The following is a 22,901-nucleotide window of genomic DNA, read 5'->3' as shown; positions in this document are numbered from 1 at the left end:
GCTGGCGAAAGGCACAGTCTGTCTTCCTCCGGTGCTCGGCAGGCAGATCACCCGATCAGTGCGAATTTGTCCACATCGACCATGCCGCGGTCGGAGATCTTCAGGTGCGGGATGACCGGCAGCGGCAGAAAGGCGAGTTGGAGGAAGGGTTCCTCCAGCGTGGCGCCGAGAGCGAAGGCGGCCTTGCGCAGATGGTGCAGCGTATCGCGGACCGTCTCATAGGGTTCGAGGCTCATCAGGCCGGCGATGGGCAGGGCGATTTCGCCGGTAACCTTGCCGTCTTCGACGACGACAAAGCCGCCCTTGATCTCGCCGAGGCGGTTTGCGGCGCGGGCCATATCATCCTCGCTGACGCCGACGACGCAGATATTGTGGCTGTCATGGCCGACTGTGGAGGCGATCGCGCCCTTCTTCAGGCCAAAGCCCTGGACGAAGCCGTTGGCGTGGTTGCCGTTCTTGCCGTGGCGCTCGATGACGGCGACCTTGATGATATCGTTGGCAAGATCGACCGCCGTCTCGTTGCCCCTGACGGGCAGGCGGTAGCGGCGATGCTCGGTGATGATTTTGCCCGGCATGACGCCGATGACAGGCGTTTCGCCCTCGGCGACCGGCACGCCGAAATGGGCGGCGTTGACGGGCCGGGCCTTGACGCTGTCGAGGCCGATCGGGGCAACCGGTCTGCGTGAGGAAAAGAGCGCATCGGTGACGCGGCGGCCGGCGGAGAAGACCATGTCGGCACGGCAACCCTCCAGGCTGTCGAGTACCACTAAGTCGGCGCGCCAGCCCGGCGCCACCAGGCCACGGTCCCTGAGGCCGAAGGCGCGGGCAGCCGAGATCGAGGCGGCGCGGTAGATCGCCAGGGGCTCGACGCCGCTGGCGATCGCCGTGCGAATCATGTGATCGAGATGGCCCTGTTCGGCGATATCGAGCGGATTGCGGTCGTCGGTGCAGAGCGCCAGAAAGGGTGAAAGCCGCTCGGTAATAATGGGCATCAGTGCGGCAAGATCCTTGGACACCGAGCCCTCGCGCACCAGGATATGCATGCCTTTGCGGATCTTTTCCAGCGCCTCGGTGGCGGTCGTGCATTCATGCTCGGTGCGGATGCCGGCTGCGAGGTAGCCATTGAGGTCATTGCCGGAAAGAAGCGGCGCGTGACCGTCGATGTGGCCGCCCTGGAAGGCGTCGAGCTTGGCCATGCAGACCGGATCCTTGTGGATCACGCCGGGGAAATTCATGAATTCGGCAAGGCCGATGACCTTCGGATGGTGGCGGAAGGGCAGGAGGCGCTCGATCGGCAGATCCGCGCCGGAGGTTTCGAGATGGGTTGCCGGAACGCAGGAGGAGAGCTGGACGCGGATGTCCATGATCGTCTCGAGCGCGGATTCGAGAAAGAACTCGATGCCGGCTGCGCCGAGCACATTGGCGATTTCGTGCGGATCGCAGATCGCGGTGGTGACGCCGTAGGGCAGGACGCAGCGGTCGAATTCATGTGGCGTCACCAGCGAGGATTCGATGTGCAGATGCGTGTCGATGAAGCCGGGAACGACTATTTTTCCCGATATGTCGATCTCGGTTCCGCCCCGATAATTGCCTGAGGTGCCGACGATGCGATCACCGCCGATGGCGATGTCCGACTGGACGAGCTCACCGGTGACGAGATCGAAGAAATGTCCACCCTTCAGGACGATATCGGCCGGCATGCGGCCGACGCCCTGGTCGATGAAACGCTCAAGTCTGCTGGTCATGGCATTGCTCACATTGCAATCGATTCCAAAGTTATAGCCGATCTGCGGCGACATGCGATGCCTGCAAACAAAACCGGGCGCCGTGGTGGCGCCCGGTCGCTGTCTCGATATGTCGTGGCTTACTCGGCGGAAACGATCTTGCCGCCTTCCCACTTGTAGAGCGAGAAGCTTTGCGAGGTCAGGTCGCCGGTTTCGCCATAGGTGACCTTGCCGATAGCGGTTGGGATCTCCTTGCCGTCCTTCAGAGCGGCCGCGACGGCTGCACCATCCTCCGCACTGCCGGCCTTCTCGATGCCGGCCTTCAGCACTTCGACAGCGGCATAGGCGTTGAGTGTGAAAGCTTCGGCCGGGATGTTCTTGGCAGCGAGCGCCTCGGCTGCGGCCTTGGAATCCGGGCTCTTCGTTGCATCCGAGGCGTTGGTGAAGACGGTGCCGGCGGCGGCATCGGTGCCGATTGCCCAGAATTCGGTGTTGGAGAGGCCGTCGCCACCGATGATCGTGGCGTTGGCGGCGAGGTCATGCAGCTGGCGGGCGAGCAGGCCGCCTTCCGGGTGGTAACCGCCGAAATAGACGACGTCGACCTTCTCCGACTTGATGCGGGTGGTGAGCGCGCTGAAGTCCTTGTCACCAGGGGTGATCGCGTCATTGACGACTTCGGTGATGCCGCCCGCGTTCAGCGTCGCCTTGAAGGCGTCGGCGAGGCCTTTGCCATAGGCGCCCTTGTCATTGACGATGGCGACGCGCTTGTCCTTGAAATTCTTCAGCACGTATTTGGCGGCAACTTCGGCCTGCTGGTCGTCGCGGCCGCAGGTGCGCAGCACGGTGGTGAGGCCGCGCTTGGTCAGGTCGGGGGCCGTCGCAGTCGGAGTGACCATCAGCACGCCGTTTTCAGCCAGCACGTCCGAAACCGGAATGGCGACACCCGAGGTGACCGGGCCGACGACGAAGCGAATGCCGTCGGCGACGACCTTGTTGGCGGCGGAAACGCCCTGCTTCGGTTCGCCGGCATCGTCGGCCAGTTCGAGGACCACCTTCTCGCCGAGAATGCCGCCCTTCTTGTTGATCTCGTCGACGGCGATCTGAGCGCCGTTCTTTACCTGGTCGCCATAGGCGGCGACGGGACCGGTCAGCGGCGCAATCAGGCCGATGGTGATATCGGCGTGAGCAAGCGATGCAAAGGCGAGCGACGCAACGAGGGTCGCCGTCAATGTCTTGAGGGTCATAGTCTGTCTCCTTGGATGGGGTCATTGACCCGCGATGAGGTGCCGCGCCGGTTTTCCGGATCGTTCAACAGCGCTAGGCTGTGCCAAGGACGATCGATTTCGGCGCGATCAATACGTCCTCCGGCCATATTTGGCTCGGATGGATGCAACGGCAAGATTTCTAAGAATTTTGGTGAGATTCCGCAAGATGATAACAAAATGAAACGAAAATCGCGGCAGCCCGGCACGGTTTCGTCGAAAATCGTTCGATCCGGCCCTGTTTTCCGCTTTTCGGCGGACGCTCAGGCAGCCAGTATCAGCGATGAGCGGATGTTCTCTCGTATCTGAACTTCAATTTTGTCTGAGATTAACATTTGATTCTACCAATCGGAGTAGAACCATTGTTCGTGCATATATTGCTGCGATGCAAAACGGTCGACGATAGACAGAGAGATATTTCAGGAACAGAGATCTGCATGCTCAAGCGTATCGAAGCCAGACAGGTGCGCACCGGAATGTTTGTCGAGGCGATCGAGGGTGTGTGGCAAGATCCTCTTCTGTCCAAGAGAAGATTTCTCCTGCGCCGTGAAATGGATGCCCTGACTCTTCGCAAGAGCGGTATTCCAGGCGTAGTCATCAATACCAGCAGGGGCCTCGATATTGATGGCCTGCCAGCTGGCAATATCGAGATCGACACCAAGGCCGCACACGAGACGATTCAGAAATCCGTGCAGGTGCTGGAGAATGTTTTCGGTCGGTTGCAGCATGGCGATGGGATCAGCGTCGATCAGGTGGCGCCGGTGATTTCCTCGGTCTCCAAGTCGATCGATCAGAACCCGACCGTCTTCCTAAGCGTCACGCGGCTGAAATCCAGAGACGAGGTGACGTTCCTGCATTCCATTTCCGTGAGTGCGCTGATGATCCTTTTCAGCCGCCATCTCGGACTTGACGAGACAACCGTGCAGATGCTCGGCACAGCAGGATTGTTGCACGACGTCGGCAAGCTCGAAATTCCGCTCGAGGTGCTCAACAAGGAAGGACGCCTGGACGAAGACGAGATCAAGATGATCCGCGACCATCCGGAAAAGGGACACGCAATCCTGTCGCGCCAGGAAGGCATGCCGGAGATCGTTCTCGACGTCTGTCTCAACCATCATGAGCGGATCGACGGCAAGGGTTATCCCCGCAAACTTTCTGAGACGCAGGTCAGCTTTCATGCCCGTCTTGCGGCGATTTGCGACGTGTATGACGCCGTCACCTCGGTGCGGCCCTACAGGGCGCCATGGAGCGCCAGCCAGGCACTGAAATGGATGCTTGGCAATGAAGGGCATTTCGATCGCCGGCTTCTGAAGAAATTCGCCCTCTGTCTGTCCGTCGCCGCCGTGACCTGAGGTGGATCCATCAAAAAAGGCCTGCGTGGACTTGCGCCCGCCGCAGGCCATGATGCCGAAAGCCTGAGAACTTTCTCAGATATTGTTCTGCAGGATGGTCCGCAGCTTGCCGAAGAGTTCATCGATGTGGTGCTTCTCGATGATCAGCGGCGGAGAGAGTGCGATGATATCGCCGGTGGTGCGGATCAGCAGACCGGTTTCATAGGCCTTTAGGAAAGCGGTGAAGGCCCGCTTGGTCGGCTCGCCCGCGATCGGATCGAGTTCGATCGCGCCGATCAGGCCGGTGTTCCTGATGTCGATGACATTGGGGCAGTCTTTCAGTGAATGCAGCGCGTCGGCCCAGTAATCGGAAAGCTCGGCGGCGCGTGTCAGCAACCCCTCTTCCTTGTAGGTGTCGAGCGTGGCGAGGGCGGCGGCGGAGGCGATCGGGTTGCCGGAATAGGTGTAGCCGTGGAAGAACTCGATCATATGCTCCGGACCGTTCATGAAGGCATCATGGATTTCGGAGGTGACGAAGACCGCGCCCATCGGAATGACGCCATTGGTCAGTCCCTTGGCTGCGGTGATCATGTCGGGCTTGACGTCGTAATATTGCGCGGCGAAGGGGGCGCCGAGGCGGCCGAAGCCGGTGATGACCTCGTCGAAGATCAGAAGGATGCCGTGCTTGGTGCAGATCTCGCGCAGCTTCTGCAGGTAGCCCTTCGGCGGGATCAGCACGCCGGTGGAGCCGGCCACCGGCTCGACGATGACGGCGGCAACGGTGGAGGCATCATGCAGGGTGACGATGCGCTCGAGCTCGGTGGCGATGTCGCCGCCATGCTCGGGCTCGCCGCGGGTGAAGTTGTTCTTGCCGGGCTGGTGGGTATGCGGCATGTGATCGACGCCGGTCAGCAGCGTGCCGAACATCTTGCGATTGCTGACGATGCCGCCGACGGAAATGCCGCCGAAGTTGACGCCGTGATAGCCGCGCTCGCGGCCGATCAGGCGGAAGCGAGACCCATTGCCTTTCACCCGGTGATAGGCGAGCGCCACCTTGAGCGCCGTCTCGACGGATTCGGATCCGGAATTGGTATAGAGAACGTGGTTCAGGCCTTCGGGCGCGATGTCGACCAGGCGGTTTGCCAGTTCGAAGGCCTTGGGGTGACCCAGCTGGAAGGCCGGGGCGTAATCGAGCTCGCCGGCCTGCTCACGGATTGCCTCGGTGATCTTCGGGCGGCAGTGACCCGCGTTGACGCACCAGAGGCCGGCAGTGCCGTCCAGCACCTGACGGCCGTCATGGGTCGTATAATACATATCCTTGGCGCCGACGAACATGCGCGGCTCCTTCTTGAACTGGCGATTTGCCGTGAACGGCATCCAGAAGGCGCGAAGATCGTTCGGTGCGTTGAGGCGATTGGACATGCTGTTCTCCTGGCCGCTGGCGGCCCTTTCCCGGGGCTTCACGCCCAAATTTTGACTGCCCGGTCAAATTATCAGGGCTTCCCGAGGCGTCAACGGGAAAACGCCAGAGCGCCACTGGTGGCGGGAGGTTCGAGTTGCCCCAATCAATCTGGGAATAGCTCGGGGCCGACAGGCGAAGTCAAAAAAGCACGACCGGCAAATCGCAAGGTTTGCCGGTCGTACCATAAGGTTCAGGTGCTGAAATATCGTTGCCGCGCCTCCGGGAACATCCCCTTAGGTCGCGACATAGGCTGACATTCATGTCAGCGCTATCATCAAGCGGCGGATCTGTTCCGGTTCTGCACGAGGTAAATGTCTTCGAGCGTCGCCAGGATCTTCATCACCGGCTCGGAGGTGCTCGAATAATAAATGGTTTGTGCGTCTCGGCGGGTCTTGACCAGCTTTTGAGCGCGCAGTTTCGACAGGTGCTGGGAGAGGGCCGACTGGCTGAGGCCGACCTGCGTTGCAAGCACGCCGACGGCCACTTCGCCCTTTACGAGGCTACACAGGATCAGCAATCTCTTCGGGTTGGCCATGGCCGATAATAACGCTGCCGCCACATTGGTGTGATCGGCCAAATCCGTGGTGTCCATATTGTTATCTTCCTAATGCGAAACGTACATCATCCATGTGGGCACTGGCCGCCAGTCGGTATTTTGACCGACGCCAGAAAACTAGCAACTGGGGTCGAAGATTGTATATACCTAAATTTAAGGTATCGAGTATGCTATTTTAGATATGTTTGAACAAATGTGATCGGCATCCCCAGCGAGGGTTTCGAATTCGTATCGCAGCATATAATCGCCGGAAATCATGTCGAAACCTGAGGGATCGATACCACAAATGCGCCAAGAAGCTGATTCCGGCGCCTTTAGCCTGGTGGCGAGGGTCTCGGCCACATTGGGGTAGCGCGCTACTAAATCTCGCACTGCTTCTGCCGCTCCGGCGGCGACTTCTTCATTCGCGGACGACTGGATTGCGAGATCGTTTGCGTCGAGCAGGTAGGCGCGGCCGAATCCGCCATTGAGGCTGGCCCGTTCCGGCTTGAGACGGAAGAACAGGAAATCGGGAAAGTCGATATAAAGCGCCGCCTTGGCGTGGCGAGCGAGAAAACGCGTGCGGATGCGCTCGTAGAACGCATTGCCGCGCTCGACGGGTTCAGCCAGGCATTGGGTTGTCAGGCGAGGGTGGGCGAGGGGATCTCCCTTGCCGGGCTCGCCGGTCAGAAGTGAGGCGCGCGGGTCCTTGGCGAGCGCCCTGGTATGGGCCGACAGTTTTGAAACGAGGATGACGGGGGTGCCGTCAATATCGGTCGCGACCAGTACGCGGCTGGCGAAGGGGAAGCCGGTCTCGGGGTCGAGAACGGCAATCGCCGCGTGCCGCGCGGAGCGCAGAAGCACGCGGGCGAGCTTGCGGGCATCGTCGTCGGTTTCGCGTATGGGCGAGGGTTGATCTTTCATATCCGCTTTGTGGCAAAGCGGATTGAAAACATCAAGCGTCCTGCTTGCGGCGATGGCGGGTGAGGCCGGCAACGATATCCTGGGCCGAGACGGTGCCGACGATCGTGCCGTTCTCGACGATGCCGATGCTGCCGGGCTGGCGGGCAAGGGCATCGAGGATATCGACGAGCGGGGTCGCGGCGCGGGCCGTGGCGCTGACGCTCATGCCGGCGGCCGTCTGACCGAGGCCGGGCTGCATCACGTCGGCGGCCGTCAGCATGCTGATCGGGTTGAGATGCTGCACGAAATCGGCGACATATTGGTCGGCGGGGTTCTTGACGATGTCGTGCGGCGTTCCGCACTGGATGATGTGGCCGCCCTCCATGATGGCGATGCGGTTGCCGATGCGGAAGGCCTCGTCGAGATCGTGGCTGACGAAGAGGATGGTCTTCTTCAGCCGCCGCTGGAACTCCAGGAGTTCGTCCTGCAGGCGGGTACGGATCAGGGGATCGAGCGCCGAGAAAGGCTCGTCCATCAGCAGGATCGGGGCGCCGGTGGCAAAGGCGCGGGCAAGACCGACGCGCTGCTGCATGCCGCCTGAGAGTTCGTTGACCTTGCGGTCGGCCCATTTCGTCAGGTTGACGAGTTCGAGCTGTTCGCCGACGCGCCGCTTGCGTTCGGCCTCCGGCATGCCGGCGAGTTCGAGGCCGAAGCCGACATTCTCGGCGACGGTGCGCCAGGGCAGAAGAGCGAATTGCTGGAACACCATGGAGACGGTGTGGGTGCGCAGCTCCCGCAGCGCCCTGGCATTGCATCTGTAAGGGTTGACCGGACCATTGGAGGTCGAGACCGAGACGTCACCGCGCACGACAGGGGCGAGGCCGTTGACGGCGCGCAGCAGTGTCGACTTGCCCGAGCCGGAAAGCCCCATCAGCACCAGGATTTCGCCTTCCTCAATGGTCAGCGAGGCGTTGGCGACACCGAGGACCAGGCCGGTGGCGGCGCCGATTTCGTCACGTGTTTTGCCCTGGTCGACCATGGCAAGCGCTGTTTCCGGCCGGTCGCCGAAAATGATGCTGACATCCCTGAAGCTTACCGCGGTCATGCGCCGCCTCCTTCACCCGCCGTGCGGAATATGCGGTCGAGAATGATCGCCAGGATGACGATGCAGAAACCGGCTTCGAAGCCCTTGGCGATATTGACGGTGTTCAGCGCGCGCACGACCGGCACGCCAAGCCCGGGAGCCCCGACGAGGGCGGCGATGACCACCATCGACAACGACAGCATGATGGTCTGGGTGAGGCCAGCCATGATCTGCGGCATTGCAAAGGGAAGTTCGATCTTGCGCAGCACCTGGGTCGGCGTTGCGCCAAAAGCAATGGCGGCTTCGACGAGGGAAGGCGGCGTCGAGATGATGCCGAGGCGCGTCAGCCGAATGGGGGCGGGGATGGCGAAGATGACGGTCGCTATCAGGCCCGGAACCATGCCGAGGCCGAACAGGATGAGCGCCGGAATCAGATAGACGAATGTCGGAATGGTCTGCATCAGATCGAGCACCGGGCGCATGGCGGCATAGACCCAAGGGCGGCGGGCAGCGGCAATGCCGAAGGGAATGCCGATCACCATGCAGACAAAGGTGGCGGCGAGTACGAGGGCGAGCGTCTCCGTCGTCTCCTTCCAATAACCCTGGTTCACGATGAGGAGCAGCCCAAGACAGGTGAACAGCGTGACTGCGATCGACCGGCGCAGCCAGAAGGCAAGGGCGGTGATGGCAGCGATGACGATCAGCGGGTGGGGCTTCTGCAGCACGAAGAGCAGGCCGTCTATGGCGCTCGACAGCAGGAATGCGAGCTGGTTGAAGAACCACTCGCCGTTCGATGTCAGCCAGTCCACGAAGGATTTGGCCCATGAGCCGATGGGAATCTTAGCGTCGGTGATCCAATTCAAGGGGCGCGCCTATCCAAAAAAATCAACAATCGGACAAAAATGAAACGGGGCGGCGAGCCGCCCCGTCATATCATCAAAGGCCGAGGCCGGTCTTGGCAGCCGCCAGAGCGTCGCCCTTGCCGTCGCGGGTCTTGACGCCTGCAAGCCAGGGGTCGAGGGCGGAGGGGTTGGCCTTCAGCCATTCGGTCGCCGCAGCTTCCGGCTCCTTGCCGTCGTCGAGGATCTTGCCCATGATCTTATTCTCCATATCGAGGGAGAATGTCAGGTTCTTCAGCATTGCGCCGACATTCGGGCATTCGCCGAGATAACCGGCGCGGACATTGGTGTAGACCTTGGCGCCGCCGAAGTCCGGACCGAAGACGTCGTCACCGCCTGTGAGGTAGGTCAGCTTGAAATTGGTGTTCATCGGATGGGGTTCCCAGCCGAGGAAGACGACGGGCTTGCCTGCTTTTTCGGCGCGAGCTACCTGGGCGAGCATGCCCTGTTCGGAGGATTCGACGACTTCCAGATCCTTCATGCCGAAGGTGTTCTTTTCGATCAGATCCATGACGAGACGGTTGCCGTCATTGCCGGGCTCGATGCCGTAGATCTTGCCGTCGAGATCGTCCTTGTGGGCGGCGATATCCTTGAAGTCCTTGATGCCGAGTTCCGCACCCTTGGCGTTGGTGGCGAGCGTGTACTTGGCGCCGACGAGGTTGGGGCCGAAGGATTCGACCGACTTGTCGTCGAGATAGGGGCGGACGTCCTTTTCCTGCGTCGGCATCCAGTTGCCGAGGAAGATGTCGATGTCCTTGTTCTTCAGCGAGGTATAGGTGACCGGTACCGAGAGGACCTTGATGTCGGTCTGATAGCCGATGCTTTTCAGGACGACGGAGGCAGTGGCGGTGGTTGCGGTAATGTCAGTCCAGCCGACGTCCGAGAAATGAACGGTGGAGCAGCTGTCGGGATCCGCAGCGAAAGCCGCGGTCGCAATGGAGAGTGTGGCGATGGCAGTGGCAGTGACGAATTTGAACGTGCTTGTTGTTTTCATTTTAGACTCCCAGTCTTTAAGTTCCCAAGCCAACCACCAATAGCCGAGTTTGACAAGCGACCTCAGTGCGTTTGCGTCGTATCGACCCATGCGATTGCGACGTCGGGCAGATTTTGGGAAGCATCTTGTTTTTGGGGCTTTCAGCAGTTTTTGAGCGGGATTCCTGTGATTATCACTGTTGCAGGGCTTTTCTTTGCCATTGTGAGCTTTCAATAAGCCGATCAAGGAGAGATCGGATGGCAAAACTCTATTTCAACTACTCGACGATGAATGCCGGCAAGTCGACGATGCTGCTGCAAGCCTCCTACAATTATCAGGAGCGCGGCATGCGCACGGTGCAGCTGATCGCTGCCTTCGACGAGCGCACCGGCCGGGGCGTCATCGGCTCGCGGATCGGGCTGGAGGCGAGCGCCATTCCCTTCGAACCGCATGAGGACCTGTTCCGGCTGATCGCGACGCTGAGCGGCGAAGGGGCGCCGATTGCCTGCATCTTCGTCGACGAAGCGCATTTCATGACGCCCGTCCAGGTCTGGCAGCTTGCCCGCGTCGTCGACAGGCTCGGCATTCCTGTGATGGTCTACGGGTTGAGAACCGATTTCCAAGGCAAATTGTTTCCGGCCTCGCAGGAACTGTTGGCGATCGCCGACGAAATGCGTGAGGTGCGCACGATCTGCCATTGCGGGCGCAAGGCAACGATGGTGGTGCGGCTCGACGCGGAGGGGAAGGTGTTGCACGAAGGCGCGCAGATCGAGGTCGGCGGCAATGAGAAATATGTCTCGCTCTGCCGCAGGCATTGGGACGAAGCGATGAACGGGGCCTGGGTCGCCGAGCCGGTCTGAAGCCGCGACGCCGGTTGTTTCTTTGGCGTCGCAAGCAAGGTGCTTTCGATTTTACGCAGATGCGGACGGAAAACCGCTCACACTTTTCGGCATCATGATCTAGCTTGGGAAGCATGAGATTCCCTGGAGAGGCCTGGTGCGTAAACCTCCGCCATTCGACAGCCAATACGAAGCTGCAGGCATCCTTGCCGAGAGGATTGCGGCCGACGGAGACTATTGCGTGGCCGCAATCAACGCCTTCAGCGCCGATGAAGCACGTTCGGCCGACGAGGCCTTCCTCGAGCAGAATTCTCGTTTCCAGGCCCATATCGCCGATGCTGCGGCGCTCGACGCCCTGCAGGCGGAGCTGGTCTTTTCTCTCGACCGGCTGACGGCGGAGGTTTCGGCGGATCTCGACAGTTTCAGGGGGCTGACGCTGCGCGAGAAGATGGCCGGCTGGACGTCGCGCCAGCGGATGTGGCGCATGTATACCGAACGTGTGCGCGAGGCCCCGGTCATCGAACGGCTGCTCGAACTTTTGACGAAATCGGATGCGCTCGCCCGGCTGATCGCCGGCCAGCGCGCTTCGATCACCGAACGGCACAGGGCCGCCGAACGCGGTCTCGTCGACATCATCGAGCAACGGCGCCGGCTGGTCGATTCCATCGATATTGCCCGCCTCAAGATGAAGGAGCTCAATGCCAAGGCGCTGACGACCCAGGGCCGTATCGGCGTCTACGGCAACAGGGCGCACTGGGAGCAGATGGAGGCGGAGCGGCGGGCGCTGAAGGCGGAGGCCGAGCAGATTTCCGCCGGGGAGCACGAAATGCGCGACGACAGCCAGCGGCGCGAGCGGTTTATCGGCCTGTTCCAGACCTTTGTCGATTCGCTGAATGGCCGGATCGCCGCCTGTAACGTGCTGCTGCGCAAGCTGATGATCGACGTCGAGGAGCGGCTGATCATCTACCAGGCGCAGGTCGATACCGACCGGCCGGGCATGAAGATGCGGATCAAGCCGGAAGTCTTTCCCGATATCGCCGCGCCGATCAGGCTGTTCGAAAAGGGCATGCTGGTCGCCCAGGATCTGGAGCGGCGCAAGAGCCGCGCCGATCTGGAGTTTACCGGCAGGTTTCCGACCTACGCCGAGCCGGCGCCGGAAAAATCGGGAGCCCCTCTGATCGACACGGCGCGCAGGTCCTTCCGTTTAAACCTGCCTTTCCTGCGTTACTGACGCGAAAGACGCAGTCAGTGCCTCTTTTCCGCAAGGCGTCCGTGCGAAAAATCGGAGGGCTCGTGTTGTGCTCGGCCCATCGAGCGCATATGTGGATGCGACGGGGCCGCGATGTCCCGATGTTCGCCTCGCCTGACAGGAGACGACGATGCTTGACCGGATAGCCGGTTTTTTCAGGCTGATCGGCCAAACGATCGGCCGTTGGGTCCGCCTGTTTTCCGCCTGGGCCTTCTGGCCCTTTCTTGCTGCGCATGGCTGGTATCAGCGTCGGAGCTGGATGATCCGGCTGCCGGTGATCGCGTTCGTGGCGCTCTTCGTCGTACTCTACGGCTATTTCTTCTGGCAGACGCAGGTCTGGTCGAATTTCAACACCGCCTTCGTCGAACAATATCGGCTTTCCGAACGCAAGGTTGCCGCTGGACAGGAATTGCCGGTCACCGAGGGAAGCAACGCCACGACGGCCAAGGCCTGCCAGCGTTCGGCAATCATCGACGTCACGGCCGACCTGACCGACTTCAACGTCAACCAGAACGCATGGATCTCCTCCATGCTGCTCTACAAAATGGGCTTTTTCGGTATCGACTGGGATCACACGCCTTTCCTCGACAACAAGGCGTCGTTCCAGCGGGGCATCAATCAGGCGGTTCGCCGGACGTCGGCGGAGCTCGTCGATACGCTCGGGCGCGTGCGCGGCACGTCGGGCATCAACAACGACCTGCAGAGCGCCCGCGGCAATCTGCAGTTCGACGAATACAGCTGGTATTTCGGGCTCAACCCCTTCGGCCCGAAGACGCCGACACCCTCCTACTACCGCTCGGCGATCGGCAGCCTGCGCAAGTTCAATACCGATCTTTCCGTGTGCAACGTCATTTTCGACGGCCGCGCCGACAACCTCATGGAATTCATCGACCGCATCGCCAACGATCTCGGCGGTACGTCCGACATGCTCGCCGAGCGATCGGAAAACCACAATCGCGGCTGGTTCGATACACGCGCCGACGACCGGTTCTGGTTCGCCTACGGCCAGCTCTACGCCTATTACGCCATCCTTGCCGCCGCGCAGGCGGATTTCTCGCAGGTGGTGCAGGAGCGCAATCTCGGAGCTGTCTGGGGCAGCACGATGCGGCAGTTCCAAGCGGCGCTGCGCATTCAGCCGGCGATCATTTCGAACGGGCGCGAGGACGGCTGGATCATGCCGAGCCATCTCGCCACCATGGGCTTTTATATTCTGAGGGTGCGCTCGAACCTCGTCGAGATCCGCTCGGTGCTCGACCGTTAAACATTCTCGAGTCAGCGTGGTGTCGTATTGTCCTCGAAACCGACGACGCGCAGCCTCTCGTCGAATTCATAGGTGACGCCGACGATGCCGCCGCCGCTTTCACCGTCACGAAAGCGGCCGACGCTTCGCACCAGCTTGTAACCGCCGAGCCGGTTGTCGACGCGGTATACGAAATGGAAGCCAACGCCATGAAGGCTTGCCTCTTCGAAGGTCTGGGCGATCAGGCTGCGATCCTCCTCATGGATGCGCGACATCAGCTCTGTCAGGTTGACGGGGCCGTTGCTGTAGGGAAGGTCGAAGATCTCATGTACATCCTCGCTCGCAAAGAAATGTCCGGTCTCGATGTCGATGCGCCAGAAGCCGAAAAGGCGGTAGGCAGCAAGCATCTGAAGGATTTCCGCATCGGTGATGCCGATGTGGGCGCGGGATTGCTCTGTCTTGTCAATGATGGGCTGTTCGAAGCGAAGAGACACGATTCCCCCAGATGACGGGTCCCCCAGATCACGGGACGACGTGCCGACTCTCTTCCGATTCCTCAGTTGATCAGCTTCAATCGAATTGCCTTAGCTACCAACTGGGTGCGGTTGACGCAATCGAGTTTTTTGATCGCGTTCGTCATATAGGCGTTCACCGTGTGGTCCGACAAAGTCAGGATCTGGCCGATTTCGATCGAGGTCTTGCCCTGGGCAGTCCAGCGGACAACCTCTAGTTCTCGGGTCGACAGCGCGTTATACGCGCATTCCTCGTTGCGCTTGACTGCATTGTATGCATCGAGTGCATGCAGAATGATCATTGCCAGCTCATTGACCTCGCTCTGGCCAAGTGCGGCGCGCTCGCCGCAGAACCAGAAAACCAAGCGCTGGCCGTCGGCCGCAATGGTGGGCATGGCAACGCCCGCCGGTATGGCATGGCGCAGCATCAGGGCACGCAGTTCGGCGGGGAAGGCCTGACCGTTGAAAGCGTCGTTGAGGTGCCAGACCGGGGGGACGGCGGATTCTCTCAGCCGTAAGCCGAAAGGGCAGCCGCGCATCATGTGGGCGCGGTCGAATTCCCTGATATAGGCGGCCGGAAGCGAACTTTCGATCAGCAGGGGTTTCAACAGGAGGTCTTCCGGGGAGGGAGCGTGCATCAGCGTTGCATGCGACAATCCGAAGGCTGCGGAAACCCGGCCCAGCGCCTGCGCAAACAGGCTGCGCGTTCGTACAGTGGCAAGTTCTGCCGAAAGCAATGACTGTCTTTCAGAGGTAGTCATATAAGACATTTGTACGCCCCCGGCAGCCCTAATGTTATCGCTATCAAACACAGAAGGGCGGCCGAACGCTAGTCGAAATTGACTCAGCCTCTACCGATTTACTCATATTGTGTAAAACTAGCGACAGGAGGTCGCGCTTTAGTTGAGTTTCGACTTGCGGATATAGCGTTGTGGTATCTTTGATTTCCTCCATGCGCATAGTCATGGGTCTCGCGCTGCGATGCAGGCAGAGAATCACCTTGGAGAGAGCCTGGCGGCAACACTTGTCGAAAACCGGCTTGCTGACGATCAATGCAATTGCTAAGCGTCGTACCATGTATAACTGAGGCAATTTAATCGTGCGCTCTGCGATTTCGTTTTTCGTGAAGTTCTTATTTCCCCTGATATTACTTGTTTTATTATTTCTGACCCTTCCGCTCGGCGCGGCAACCTCGCAGGCTGCTGGGCAGAAGCAGCAGGCAGGCCAACCGCCGATGCGCTTTATCCTCGTGCGCAGTCTCCTCTGCATGGAAGACTGTCCGGAATGGATATCGGCAGAAGGACGCATAACCTCCGATACGTCGGCCCAACTCAGAAAAATTCTGAAGACAATCGGCAACCGGAAAATACCGATCGTCTTTCTTTCGGAGGGTGGTGAAGTAGACGCTGCATATGCAATGGGCAGGATGATCCGCAAGGCCGGTCTTGAAACCGCCGTGGGCGGCACACGGCTGAAGGATTGTCCAGAAGGTGATATGCGTTGCGATGCTGCTATCGCGAGGAATGGGCACTCGCTTGGCGATACCTATTCCTATGGCGCATACTGCTTTTCCGCCTGTCCGCTGGTCTTTTCCGGCGGAACCTCGCGGGTCGCGTCGCAATGGGCTTTCATCGGCGTTCACCAGATCACGACAATCTACAGCAAGGTGCGTGTTTCCTACCGCATCGAATACAAGATGGTAAACGGCAAGAAGACCGAAATCTCCCGCAAGGAGGTGGGCCGAAAGTCAGCAGGGAGGAGCAGTTCCACCAAGCTGGGCAAGAAGGCCACCGCTGCTCTCACGGCCTACCTGAAGGAAATGGGCGTTAGCGCCGATTTGATTGGCCTGATGATGAGCGCCACCCCTGACCGCATCAACATCGTGCCGGCCGCAGACGCACTTGAAATCGGTCTCACGACGGACATGTTGGCTTACAACGAATGGCCTGGCATGCCGCTCTGTGCTGCGGATGCAGCGGCCGAGGCCGTTTGTCATCGCCGTTCGGCGGCGGAGACGCCTGTATCCAAGGCGTCTGTGCAGGCTACGGTCGCGGCCACAAACGAGATTCTGCCGGAAAACCGGCCGATGGATTTTCTGCTGATGTATAACGGCAATTGCCAGGACGAGTGCACGCAGTGGATTTCTGCGGAAGGAGAGATCACGCCGGACACGCCGGCTCGGCTGTCGTCGATCTTGAAAACGCTTGGCGAGAGAAAGCTGCCGGTCGTCCTTCAATCCTATGGCGGGGACATGGATGCGGCTTTCGCGATGGGGCGGATGATCCGGGCTGCAGGTCTGGAGACTTCGATTGGCAGAACGCGGTTGCCGAACTGCCCGACGCTGGATCCGCGTTGCAAGGCGAGCATGGCCAAAAGCGGACCGACCAAGGGCGAGGTCTCCGCCGGCGGTGCATACTGCCTTTCGACCTGTACTCTCGTCTTGGCGAGCGGAACGCCGCGGCTTGTCGGATATTCCGATATCGGCCTCGACAGGCCCACGACGGCTGAATATACGAAATTCTTCGCCTATTTCCACGAGATGGGCGTCAATGCCGAGTCTTATGAGACGATGATGCTCGCGACCTCGATTGAGCGAAAGAATATACTTCGTTCTCAGGCGCTCGATCTTGGCATCATCAATGGTATCATCCCTTATGGTGAAGAACCCGGTTCTCGCCTCTGTGGACCCGATGCCAAGGAAAGTCTTCGATGCCCCAGAAAAGCTGAGGCAGAGATGGTTCCTGCTTCTGCTTCGCTAAATTGATATCAAGATGCGAAGAGCAGTTCGGCGTTTTGCGTCGGGCTGTTGCTTGTTCGCCCTTCGAAGGCGCCTCTGTGCCGCCCTCTAAGCGCGTCACAGGTCACTTGATTCATGCGACGCGCTAGCTCTTTATTTTTATGCAAGTCGTTGTCCGGGAATCGCTGCACACTTCCCGGCGACATGCATCAGGCCTTATCCTTCAAGTCATTCTTCGATGTCGCGCTCATCAGCTTCTCCAGGAAGCCGAGCATGACGGCGGAGACGACGAAGGCGAGGTGCATCAGGGTCAGCCACATGATCTTGCCGTCCTCGTATTTGTCGGCATTGAGAAAGACCTGCAGCAGGTGGATGGAGGAAATGGCGACGATCGAGGAGGCGACCTTGATCTTCAGGCTGCCTGAATCGAGCTTGCCGAGAAAAGAGACTTCATTGTCGGCTTCGGTCGCCTCATCGAAGCGGCTGACGAAATTTTCATAACCCGAGATCATCACCATGACGATCAGGCTTGCGACAAGGGCCGCATCGATGAGGCTGAGCATGGCAAGGATCATCTCGGCCTCGTCGAGAGCGAAGACACCAGAGGCGATCTTCAGGAGCTTGTAGCCGAAGGAAACGGCATAGACGGCGAGCGCCGCCACCAGGCCGATATAGAAGGCGACGAGGATCCAGCGGCTCGACAGGATGATGCGCTCGATGATGAGTTCCAGTGCTTTCATGTCTTTATCCTGTAAAACCGCGATCGTTGACCGCCTCATAAACACCCAGCGTGGCGGCCGCAAGGCGCAGTGCTATTCACACCCCGCCGATATTTCGCTATCCCGATAGATAGAGAAAAAGTACCTCCGCGTTCGCGGAAGGCCGGGACGGGGAACATCCATGCCATCAATCAAATCCGATATCGAAATCGCGCGCGCTGCGGCCAAGAAGCCGATCTTCGAGATCGGGGCGAAACTCGGCATTCCGGTCGAACAGCTCGTTCCCTACGGTCACGACAAGGCAAAGGTCAGCGCCGAGTTCATCGCCGGGCAAGCGGGCAAGAAAGACGGCAGGCTGATCCTCGTCACCGCGATCAATCCGACACCGGCGGGCGAGGGCAAGACGACGACCACCGTCGGCCTCGGCGACGGGCTGAACCGGATCGGCAAGAAGGCCATCGTCTGCATCCGCGAGGCTTCGCTCGGCCCCTGCTTCGGCGTCAAGGGCGGCGCGGCCGGCGGCGGTTATGCGCAGGTCGTGCCGATGGAGGACATCAACCTGCATTTCACCGGCGATTTCCATGCGATCACCTCGGCGCACAATCTGCTGGCGGCGATGATCGACAATCACATCTACTGGGGCAACGAAGAGAATATCGATATCCGCCGCATCACCTGGCGCCGGGTGATGGACATGAACGACCGGGCGCTCAGAAGCATGGTCTCCTCGCTCGGCGGCGTTGCCAATGGTTTCCCGCGCCAAGGCGGGTTCGACATCACCGTCGCCTCCGAAGTGATGGCGATCCTCTGCCTCGCCACCGACCTCAAGGATCTGGAGCGGCGGCTCGGCGACATCATCATCGGCTATCGCTTCGATAGGACGCCGGTGCATGCGCGCGATCTGAAAGCCGACGGGGCCATGGCGGTGCTCTTGAAGGATGCGATGCAGCCGAACCTGGTGCAGACGCTCGAGAATAATCCGGCCTTCGTGCATGGCGGGCCGTTTGCCAATATCGCCCATGGCTGCAATTCGGTGACGGCGACGAAGACGGCGTTGAAGCTCGGCGACTATGTGGTGACGGAGGCGGGCTTCGGAGCCGATCTCGGCGCCGAGAAATTTTTCGACATCAAGTGCCGCAAGGCCGGACTGAAGCCGGATGCGGCGGTCATCGTCGCCACCGTCCGGGCGTTGAAGATGAATGGCGGGGTGAAGAAAGAGGACCTCGGCACGGAGGATGTCGCGGCGGTGAAGAAGGGCTGCGCCAATCTTGGCCGGCACGTCGCTAATGTCCGCCGGTTCGGCGTGCCGGTCGTCGTGGCGATCAACCATTTCGTCTCCGATACCGACGCCGAGATCGCGGCAGTGAAGGAATTTGTTTCGAGGCTCGGCGCCGAGGCGATCCTTTGCCGCCACTGGGCGCTGGGTTCGGCCGGCATCGAGGAACTGGCGCACAAGGTGGTGGAACTGGCCGAATCCGGACAAGCGAAATTCCAGCCGCTCTACGGCGACGACATTTCGCTGTTCGAGAAGATCGAGATCGTCGCCTCAAAGATCTACCATGCCGGCGAGGTGACGGCCGACAAGGCGGTGCGCGACCAGTTGCAGACATGGGAGGAGCAGGGTTACGGCAAGCTGCCGGTCTGCATGGCCAAGACGCAACATTCCTTCTCCACCGATCCGAGCCTGCGCGGCGCGCCGGAAGGCCACATCGTCACCGTGCGCGAGGTGCGGCTTTCGGCGGGAGCCGGCTTCGTCGTCGCCATCACCGGCGAGATCATGACAATGCCCGGCCTGCCGAAATCACCCTCGGCGGAGCGGATTTTCCTGAACGACCAAGGTTATGTCGAGGGTTTGTTCTGATCCGGTGACGGTTGCTATCTGCCCAATGGGAACTGCAAGCTTCAATGGCCAATGGCCAATGGCCAATGGCTAATGGCAATAGCGATAGGCGCCCTTTCTTTCGATCACGTCGAGATGAAAATGGGTCTCGTGGGCGGCGTCGCTTTCGGGGTCGAGGACGGTGGTGAAATAGAGGCAGCCGGCGGCGCTGACGGTGCGCTGGAAGGCGCCGGTCAATGTCGGGTCCTCGCGGCGGGAGCGGATGGCGACATCCTCGCCCTTTTCGAAATGGAAGCTTGCAATGTCGATGGCGTTGCCGCGGGCATGTTCGGAGATCTTGCCGGTTTCGGCGCTGTTGCGCAGGCGGCAGATATAGGCCGATGCCTGGTTGACTGTCGTCAGGCGGCCCTGCTCGGGCAGAGCGGCGGAGGCTGCGGGGATGACGCTTTCCTTCATCCAGCGGGCAAGGGCGAGCGCGGCCGGGCAGCGGATCGTTGCCTCCGGCTTCAAACTGATGCCGGGCAGAGCTTCTGAGACGATGATCGGCTTGTCGATGCCGCAGCCGTTGCCGTCGTCGATGCGCGGTGCATCCTTGAATACGACGCCCAAGGCCTTAAGCGCAGCAGTGCATTCGGCGTGCTCGGCATCGCTTTCGGGTTCGATCGTCAGGTGCTGCTCTTCGAGTGTCTGTTCGGCCGGCGGTTTATTCTCCTCCGCCGGAGCCTGCGGGCCTTCGAGCTTGCCCGGCGGGAGCGGCGGACCTTGCATCGGTTCTGCCGGTGCGGGCTTTACCGGTTCGGTCTTTCCCGGTTTGGTTTGGGGCGCTGCCGGCTGGTCTGGCGCCGCTGGCTCCTTTGTATCAGGCTTTGGCTGAGGCGCGGGTACATCGTCCTGTGCGGGCGGTTCAGCCTTGTCAGGAAGCGGGGTAGGGGTGGTTGCAGCACCGGCGTCCGGTCGAGGTTGGGGTAAAGGGCCGTACGGGGGCAGGCGGGCGCCGGCAAGAAAGGCGGTTGCGGCGAGAAGGATCGCCAGTATCGAAAGTTTTCTCAACGCATCCGGTTCCGTCATGTCGATCGCGTAGGGGATAACGCGTCAGCGCGGTTTTCGTTGCAATTGCGCAACGGGAGGAAAGATCGTTAAAACTTGATAAATTAAATCAACATATAGCGTCAGTTTATGTTGACAAAATACCTCATGTTTTTTATGCGGCGAAAAGAAGGCGAAATTCAGCATCGCCTTCATCCGCAAAAGCCCAGCCAGCCCCTCGAGCGTTCGACGCGCCACGACCAGCCAGCCCGGTAACCATCATGAGAGGGTAGGTTATGATCGTCCGGTATTGGCGCTCGGTTCTATTGGTCTGCACGGCAGCCGCAGTTGTTCTTCCTGTTTCGCAGTCTTTCGCGCAAAGCGCCTCGGCCACCACGCCGCAAGCAACGGCCGACGACAGCACCGTCCTGCAGAAGATCGTCGTCAAGGGCAAACGCGTGGCGCCGGGCAGCGTCGCCGACACGCCGCTTGCAACCGAGATCACCGACAAACAGCTCGACGAGAAACAGGTCACCAATCTCGAAGACCTCGGACGCAGTGTCGATCCCGGCGTGAATTTCTCGCGCGGCGATGCCGGCGTCAATCTGCGCGGCCTCTCCGGCGCACGCATCCTGACTGTTGTCGACGGCATTCCGATTCCCTATCTCTCGAACAGCTCGCGCCAAGGTGCCTTCGCGCCGGCCAACGCCAATGGCGGCGGCGATACGTTCGATTTCAACTCGCTCTCGTCGCTTGATATCGTGCGCGGCGCGGATTCGAGCAAGGGCGGCTCGGGGATGCTCGGCGGCGCGATCGTCGTCAATACGCTGGAGCCGGAGGATATCATTCCCGAAGGCCGCGACTGGGGCGCGGTCGTCAAGTCCACCTATGACAGCGAAGACAGCAGCCTTTCCGGTTCGGCCGCCGCCGCCAAGAAGATCGGCGGCACGTCGATCCTCTTTCAGGGCGGCTACCGCAAAGGGCATGAACGCGACAATATGGGCGATAACGACAGTTACGGTCGTTTGCGGACCGAGTCGGATCCCGCCGATTTCGACCAGCACAACCTGCTCTTCAAGCTCCGCCAGGAGCTGGAAGGCGGTCATCGTATCGGCCTGACGGCGGAGCGGTTTCGCCGCGATCTCCAAACCGACCTGAGAGAGCTGCAGGGAACCGGGCGCACCTACATGATCGACAATTATGACGGCCGCGAATTGCGCGACCGCGATCGTGTATCGCTCGACTATGACTATGAAGCGCAGTCCTCAGATGCATTCTTCACCAGCGCCCGGGCCACGCTCTACTGGCAGGATCTGAAGAAGGAGTCGGGCAGCCATGGACGCACAGCGGCCAATGTCGCCTACGGCCGAAACAATGAGATCGAAAACAAGACCTGGGGCTTCCACGGCACGGTCACCAAGGATTTCGAATATTCCAACGTCCGTCATTCCGTGAAGGCAACGCTTGACGCGACGACGTCGGCCTGGAACCAGTACAGCTCCGCACTATGCCCGACGCCGACCACGTGCCCTTCGCTCAACAATCAGTCGGAAGTGCCGGACGTCGACAGCAAGACGATCGGCCTGTCGATCGAAGACAAAATCGAGTTCGGCGATACGAATTTTGCGCTGACGCCGGGCATTCGTTTCGACTGGTTCAGCTATGATCCGTCGACGGGTGGCGGTTTTGCCAGCAACCCCGCGCTTGCAAAATTCGGTACGCTGTCCGATCGCAGCGATCAACATGCGTCGCCGAAGGTGCTCGCTACTTACCAACTGACACCCGATGTGCAGCTCTACACCCAGCTGTCGTCAGCCTTCCGCGCCCCGACTGTCGACGAGCTCTATAGCCGCTTCTACAATGCGGGCGGCAATTATGCCCAGCTCGGCAATCCCGACCTGAAGCCCGAGACCGGCTACGGTGTCGAAATGGGTGCCAATTTCGACGCCGGCGATTTCAACGGTCGCTTAGCGCTCTTCCACAACCGATATCACAACTTCATCGAAACGGTGACGAGCGTCAACGCCTCCACCGGCATTACGGAGTTCAACTATACCAATGTCAGCAGTGTGACGATCTCGGGTGTCGAAGCGAGCGCCGACAAGACGTTCAATAACGGCATCAACCTGCACGCAGCACTTGCCTATGCTTACGGCAGGAACGAGGAAACCGCCCAGCGCCTGCGCTCGGTCGCGCCCTTCAAGGCGATCGTCGGCGGCGGCTGGAGCAACGAGACTTTTGGCTTCGACCTTTCCTCGACGCTTGCCGCGGGCATGCTCACCGACCATCTCAAGACCGTCGGCTCGACCGCCGATACGACCTTCGATGCGCCCGGCTATGCAATCGTCGACCTGACCGGCTGGTGGACGCCGGAACAGGTGCCGGGCCTGCGCGTGCAGGCGGGCGTCTACAACATTTTCGACCAGGAATATTTTAATGCGCTCGCCCTGCGCGACCTCAACCCGAACTCGGCCGCATCGCAGCCGCAAGATTGGTATTCCGAGCCCGGCCGCACCTTCAAGGTCTCGCTGACGAAAACGTTCTGATCGGGTCGGAGCAGGACATC

20 protein-coding genes are annotated in these 22,901 nt (G+C 60.3%); 8 read left to right on the top strand and 12 right to left on the bottom strand.

Features of this window, described 5'->3' with window-relative positions:
- Positions 1–47: 47 nt before the first annotated feature.
- Together ade and GR197_RS22805 are read right to left on the bottom strand one after the other, a co-directional pair.
- On the bottom strand, positions 48–1,745 hold the full coding sequence (gene ade, locus GR197_RS22810; protein WP_164013681.1) for an adenine deaminase: 1,698 nt from the start codon (positions 1,743–1,745) through the stop codon (positions 48–50).
- Positions 1,746–1,864: 119 nt separating this feature from the next.
- Positions 1,865–2,968 (bottom strand): branched-chain amino acid ABC transporter substrate-binding protein, encoded by a 1,104-nt coding sequence (locus GR197_RS22805; RefSeq protein ID WP_164013679.1) that lies wholly within the window; start codon positions 2,966–2,968, stop codon positions 1,865–1,867.
- A 24-nt stretch (positions 2,969–2,992) separates the two neighbouring features.
- Between GR197_RS22805 and GR197_RS22800 the strand changes: the two genes are divergently transcribed.
- Both GR197_RS22800 and GR197_RS22795 read left to right on the top strand, forming a co-directional pair.
- Complete coding sequence (locus GR197_RS22800; protein WP_164013430.1) at positions 2,993–3,295, top strand: hypothetical protein; 303 nt, start codon at positions 2,993–2,995, stop codon at positions 3,293–3,295.
- A gap of 128 nt (positions 3,296–3,423) precedes the next feature.
- Positions 3,424–4,338 carry an HD-GYP domain-containing protein gene (locus GR197_RS22795; protein WP_164013677.1) on the top strand — a complete coding sequence of 305 codons (915 nt, stop codon included), beginning with the start codon at positions 3,424–3,426 and terminating at the stop codon, positions 4,336–4,338.
- Positions 4,339–4,413: 75 nt separating this feature from the next.
- Here GR197_RS22795 and GR197_RS22790 read toward each other — a convergent pair whose 3' ends face one another.
- The 6 genes from GR197_RS22790 to GR197_RS22765 all read right to left on the bottom strand — a co-directional run bounded on the left by GR197_RS22790 (position 4,414) and on the right by GR197_RS22765 (position 10,194).
- Positions 4,414–5,739: an aspartate aminotransferase family protein gene (locus GR197_RS22790; RefSeq protein WP_164013674.1), complete on the bottom strand. Its 1,326-nt coding sequence runs from the start codon at positions 5,737–5,739 to the stop codon at positions 4,414–4,416.
- Between the two features lie 314 nt (positions 5,740–6,053).
- Positions 6,054–6,371: an ArsR/SmtB family transcription factor gene (locus tag GR197_RS22785; RefSeq protein WP_164013673.1), complete on the bottom strand. Its 318-nt coding sequence runs from the start codon at positions 6,369–6,371 to the stop codon at positions 6,054–6,056.
- Between the two features lie 117 nt (positions 6,372–6,488).
- Positions 6,489–7,238: a HugZ family protein gene (locus GR197_RS22780; RefSeq protein WP_164013672.1), complete on the bottom strand. Its 750-nt coding sequence runs from the start codon at positions 7,236–7,238 to the stop codon at positions 6,489–6,491.
- 31 nt (positions 7,239–7,269) lie between these two features.
- Positions 7,270–8,322 (bottom strand): choline ABC transporter ATP-binding protein, encoded by a 1,053-nt coding sequence (gene choV / locus GR197_RS22775; protein WP_164013670.1) that lies wholly within the window; start codon positions 8,320–8,322, stop codon positions 7,270–7,272.
- Positions 8,319–9,164, bottom strand: a complete 846-nt coding sequence (choW, locus tag GR197_RS22770; RefSeq protein ID WP_164013669.1) for a choline ABC transporter permease subunit — start codon at positions 9,162–9,164, stop codon at positions 8,319–8,321. The genes choV and choW overlap by 4 nt, the downstream gene beginning before the upstream one ends.
- A 73-nt stretch (positions 9,165–9,237) precedes the next feature.
- Complete coding sequence (locus GR197_RS22765) at positions 9,238–10,194, bottom strand: choline ABC transporter substrate-binding protein (RefSeq protein ID WP_164013667.1); 957 nt, start codon at positions 10,192–10,194, stop codon at positions 9,238–9,240.
- Positions 10,195–10,430: 236 nt separating this feature from the next.
- Between GR197_RS22765 and GR197_RS22760 the strand changes: the two genes are divergently transcribed.
- The 3 genes from GR197_RS22760 to GR197_RS22750 all read left to right on the top strand — a co-directional run bounded on the left by GR197_RS22760 (position 10,431) and on the right by GR197_RS22750 (position 13,522).
- Positions 10,431–11,033 (top strand): thymidine kinase, encoded by a 603-nt coding sequence (locus tag GR197_RS22760; protein WP_164013664.1) that lies wholly within the window; start codon positions 10,431–10,433, stop codon positions 11,031–11,033.
- A 136-nt stretch (positions 11,034–11,169) separates the two neighbouring features.
- Positions 11,170–12,243 (top strand): hypothetical protein, encoded by a 1,074-nt coding sequence (locus GR197_RS22755; RefSeq protein ID WP_164013662.1) that lies wholly within the window; start codon positions 11,170–11,172, stop codon positions 12,241–12,243.
- 148 nt (positions 12,244–12,391) lie between these two features.
- Positions 12,392–13,522 (top strand): DUF2333 family protein, encoded by a 1,131-nt coding sequence (locus GR197_RS22750; RefSeq protein ID WP_164013661.1) that lies wholly within the window; start codon positions 12,392–12,394, stop codon positions 13,520–13,522.
- A gap of 11 nt (positions 13,523–13,533) precedes the next feature.
- Here the strand turns inward: GR197_RS22750 and GR197_RS22745 are convergent, their stop codons facing one another.
- Entirely contained in the window at positions 13,534–13,995 is a 462-nt protein-coding gene (locus GR197_RS22745; protein WP_164013659.1) for a PAS domain-containing protein, read from the bottom strand.
- 62 nt (positions 13,996–14,057) lie between these two features.
- Entirely contained in the window at positions 14,058–14,783 is a 726-nt protein-coding gene (locus GR197_RS22740; RefSeq protein ID WP_164013657.1) for a helix-turn-helix transcriptional regulator, read from the bottom strand.
- Positions 14,784–15,112: 329 nt separating this feature from the next.
- Between GR197_RS22740 and GR197_RS22735 the strand changes: the two genes are divergently transcribed.
- Positions 15,113–16,777, top strand: a complete 1,665-nt coding sequence (locus tag GR197_RS22735) for a hypothetical protein (RefSeq protein ID WP_164013655.1) — start codon at positions 15,113–15,115, stop codon at positions 16,775–16,777.
- 182 nt (positions 16,778–16,959) lie between these two features.
- Here GR197_RS22735 and GR197_RS22730 read toward each other — a convergent pair whose 3' ends face one another.
- Positions 16,960–17,490 (bottom strand): TIGR00645 family protein, encoded by a 531-nt coding sequence (locus GR197_RS22730; RefSeq protein WP_164013653.1) that lies wholly within the window; start codon positions 17,488–17,490, stop codon positions 16,960–16,962.
- 160 nt (positions 17,491–17,650) lie between these two features.
- Between GR197_RS22730 and GR197_RS22725 the strand changes: the two genes are divergently transcribed.
- Positions 17,651–19,330: a formate--tetrahydrofolate ligase gene (locus tag GR197_RS22725; RefSeq protein WP_164013651.1), complete on the top strand. Its 1,680-nt coding sequence runs from the start codon at positions 17,651–17,653 to the stop codon at positions 19,328–19,330.
- Between the two features lie 69 nt (positions 19,331–19,399).
- On the opposite strand, the gene GR197_RS22720 is transcribed toward GR197_RS22725, so the two are convergent.
- Positions 19,400–20,377 (bottom strand): extensin family protein, encoded by a 978-nt coding sequence (locus GR197_RS22720; RefSeq protein WP_164013650.1) that lies wholly within the window; start codon positions 20,375–20,377, stop codon positions 19,400–19,402.
- A 254-nt stretch (positions 20,378–20,631) separates the two neighbouring features.
- Here GR197_RS22720 and GR197_RS22715 point away from each other — a divergent pair, with 254 nt between their 5' ends.
- Positions 20,632–22,881 (top strand): TonB-dependent hemoglobin/transferrin/lactoferrin family receptor, encoded by a 2,250-nt coding sequence (locus GR197_RS22715; RefSeq protein ID WP_164013648.1) that lies wholly within the window; start codon positions 20,632–20,634, stop codon positions 22,879–22,881.
- Positions 22,882–22,901 lie beyond the last annotated feature (20 nt).

The sequence above is a fragment of the Rhizobium phaseoli genome, from assembly GCF_010668805.1.
Classification (GTDB): domain Bacteria; phylum Pseudomonadota; class Alphaproteobacteria; order Rhizobiales; family Rhizobiaceae; genus Rhizobium; species Rhizobium phaseoli_A.
Note: the sequence above shows the minus strand (reverse complement) of the source record. Positions and strands in the feature narration are given on the sequence as shown.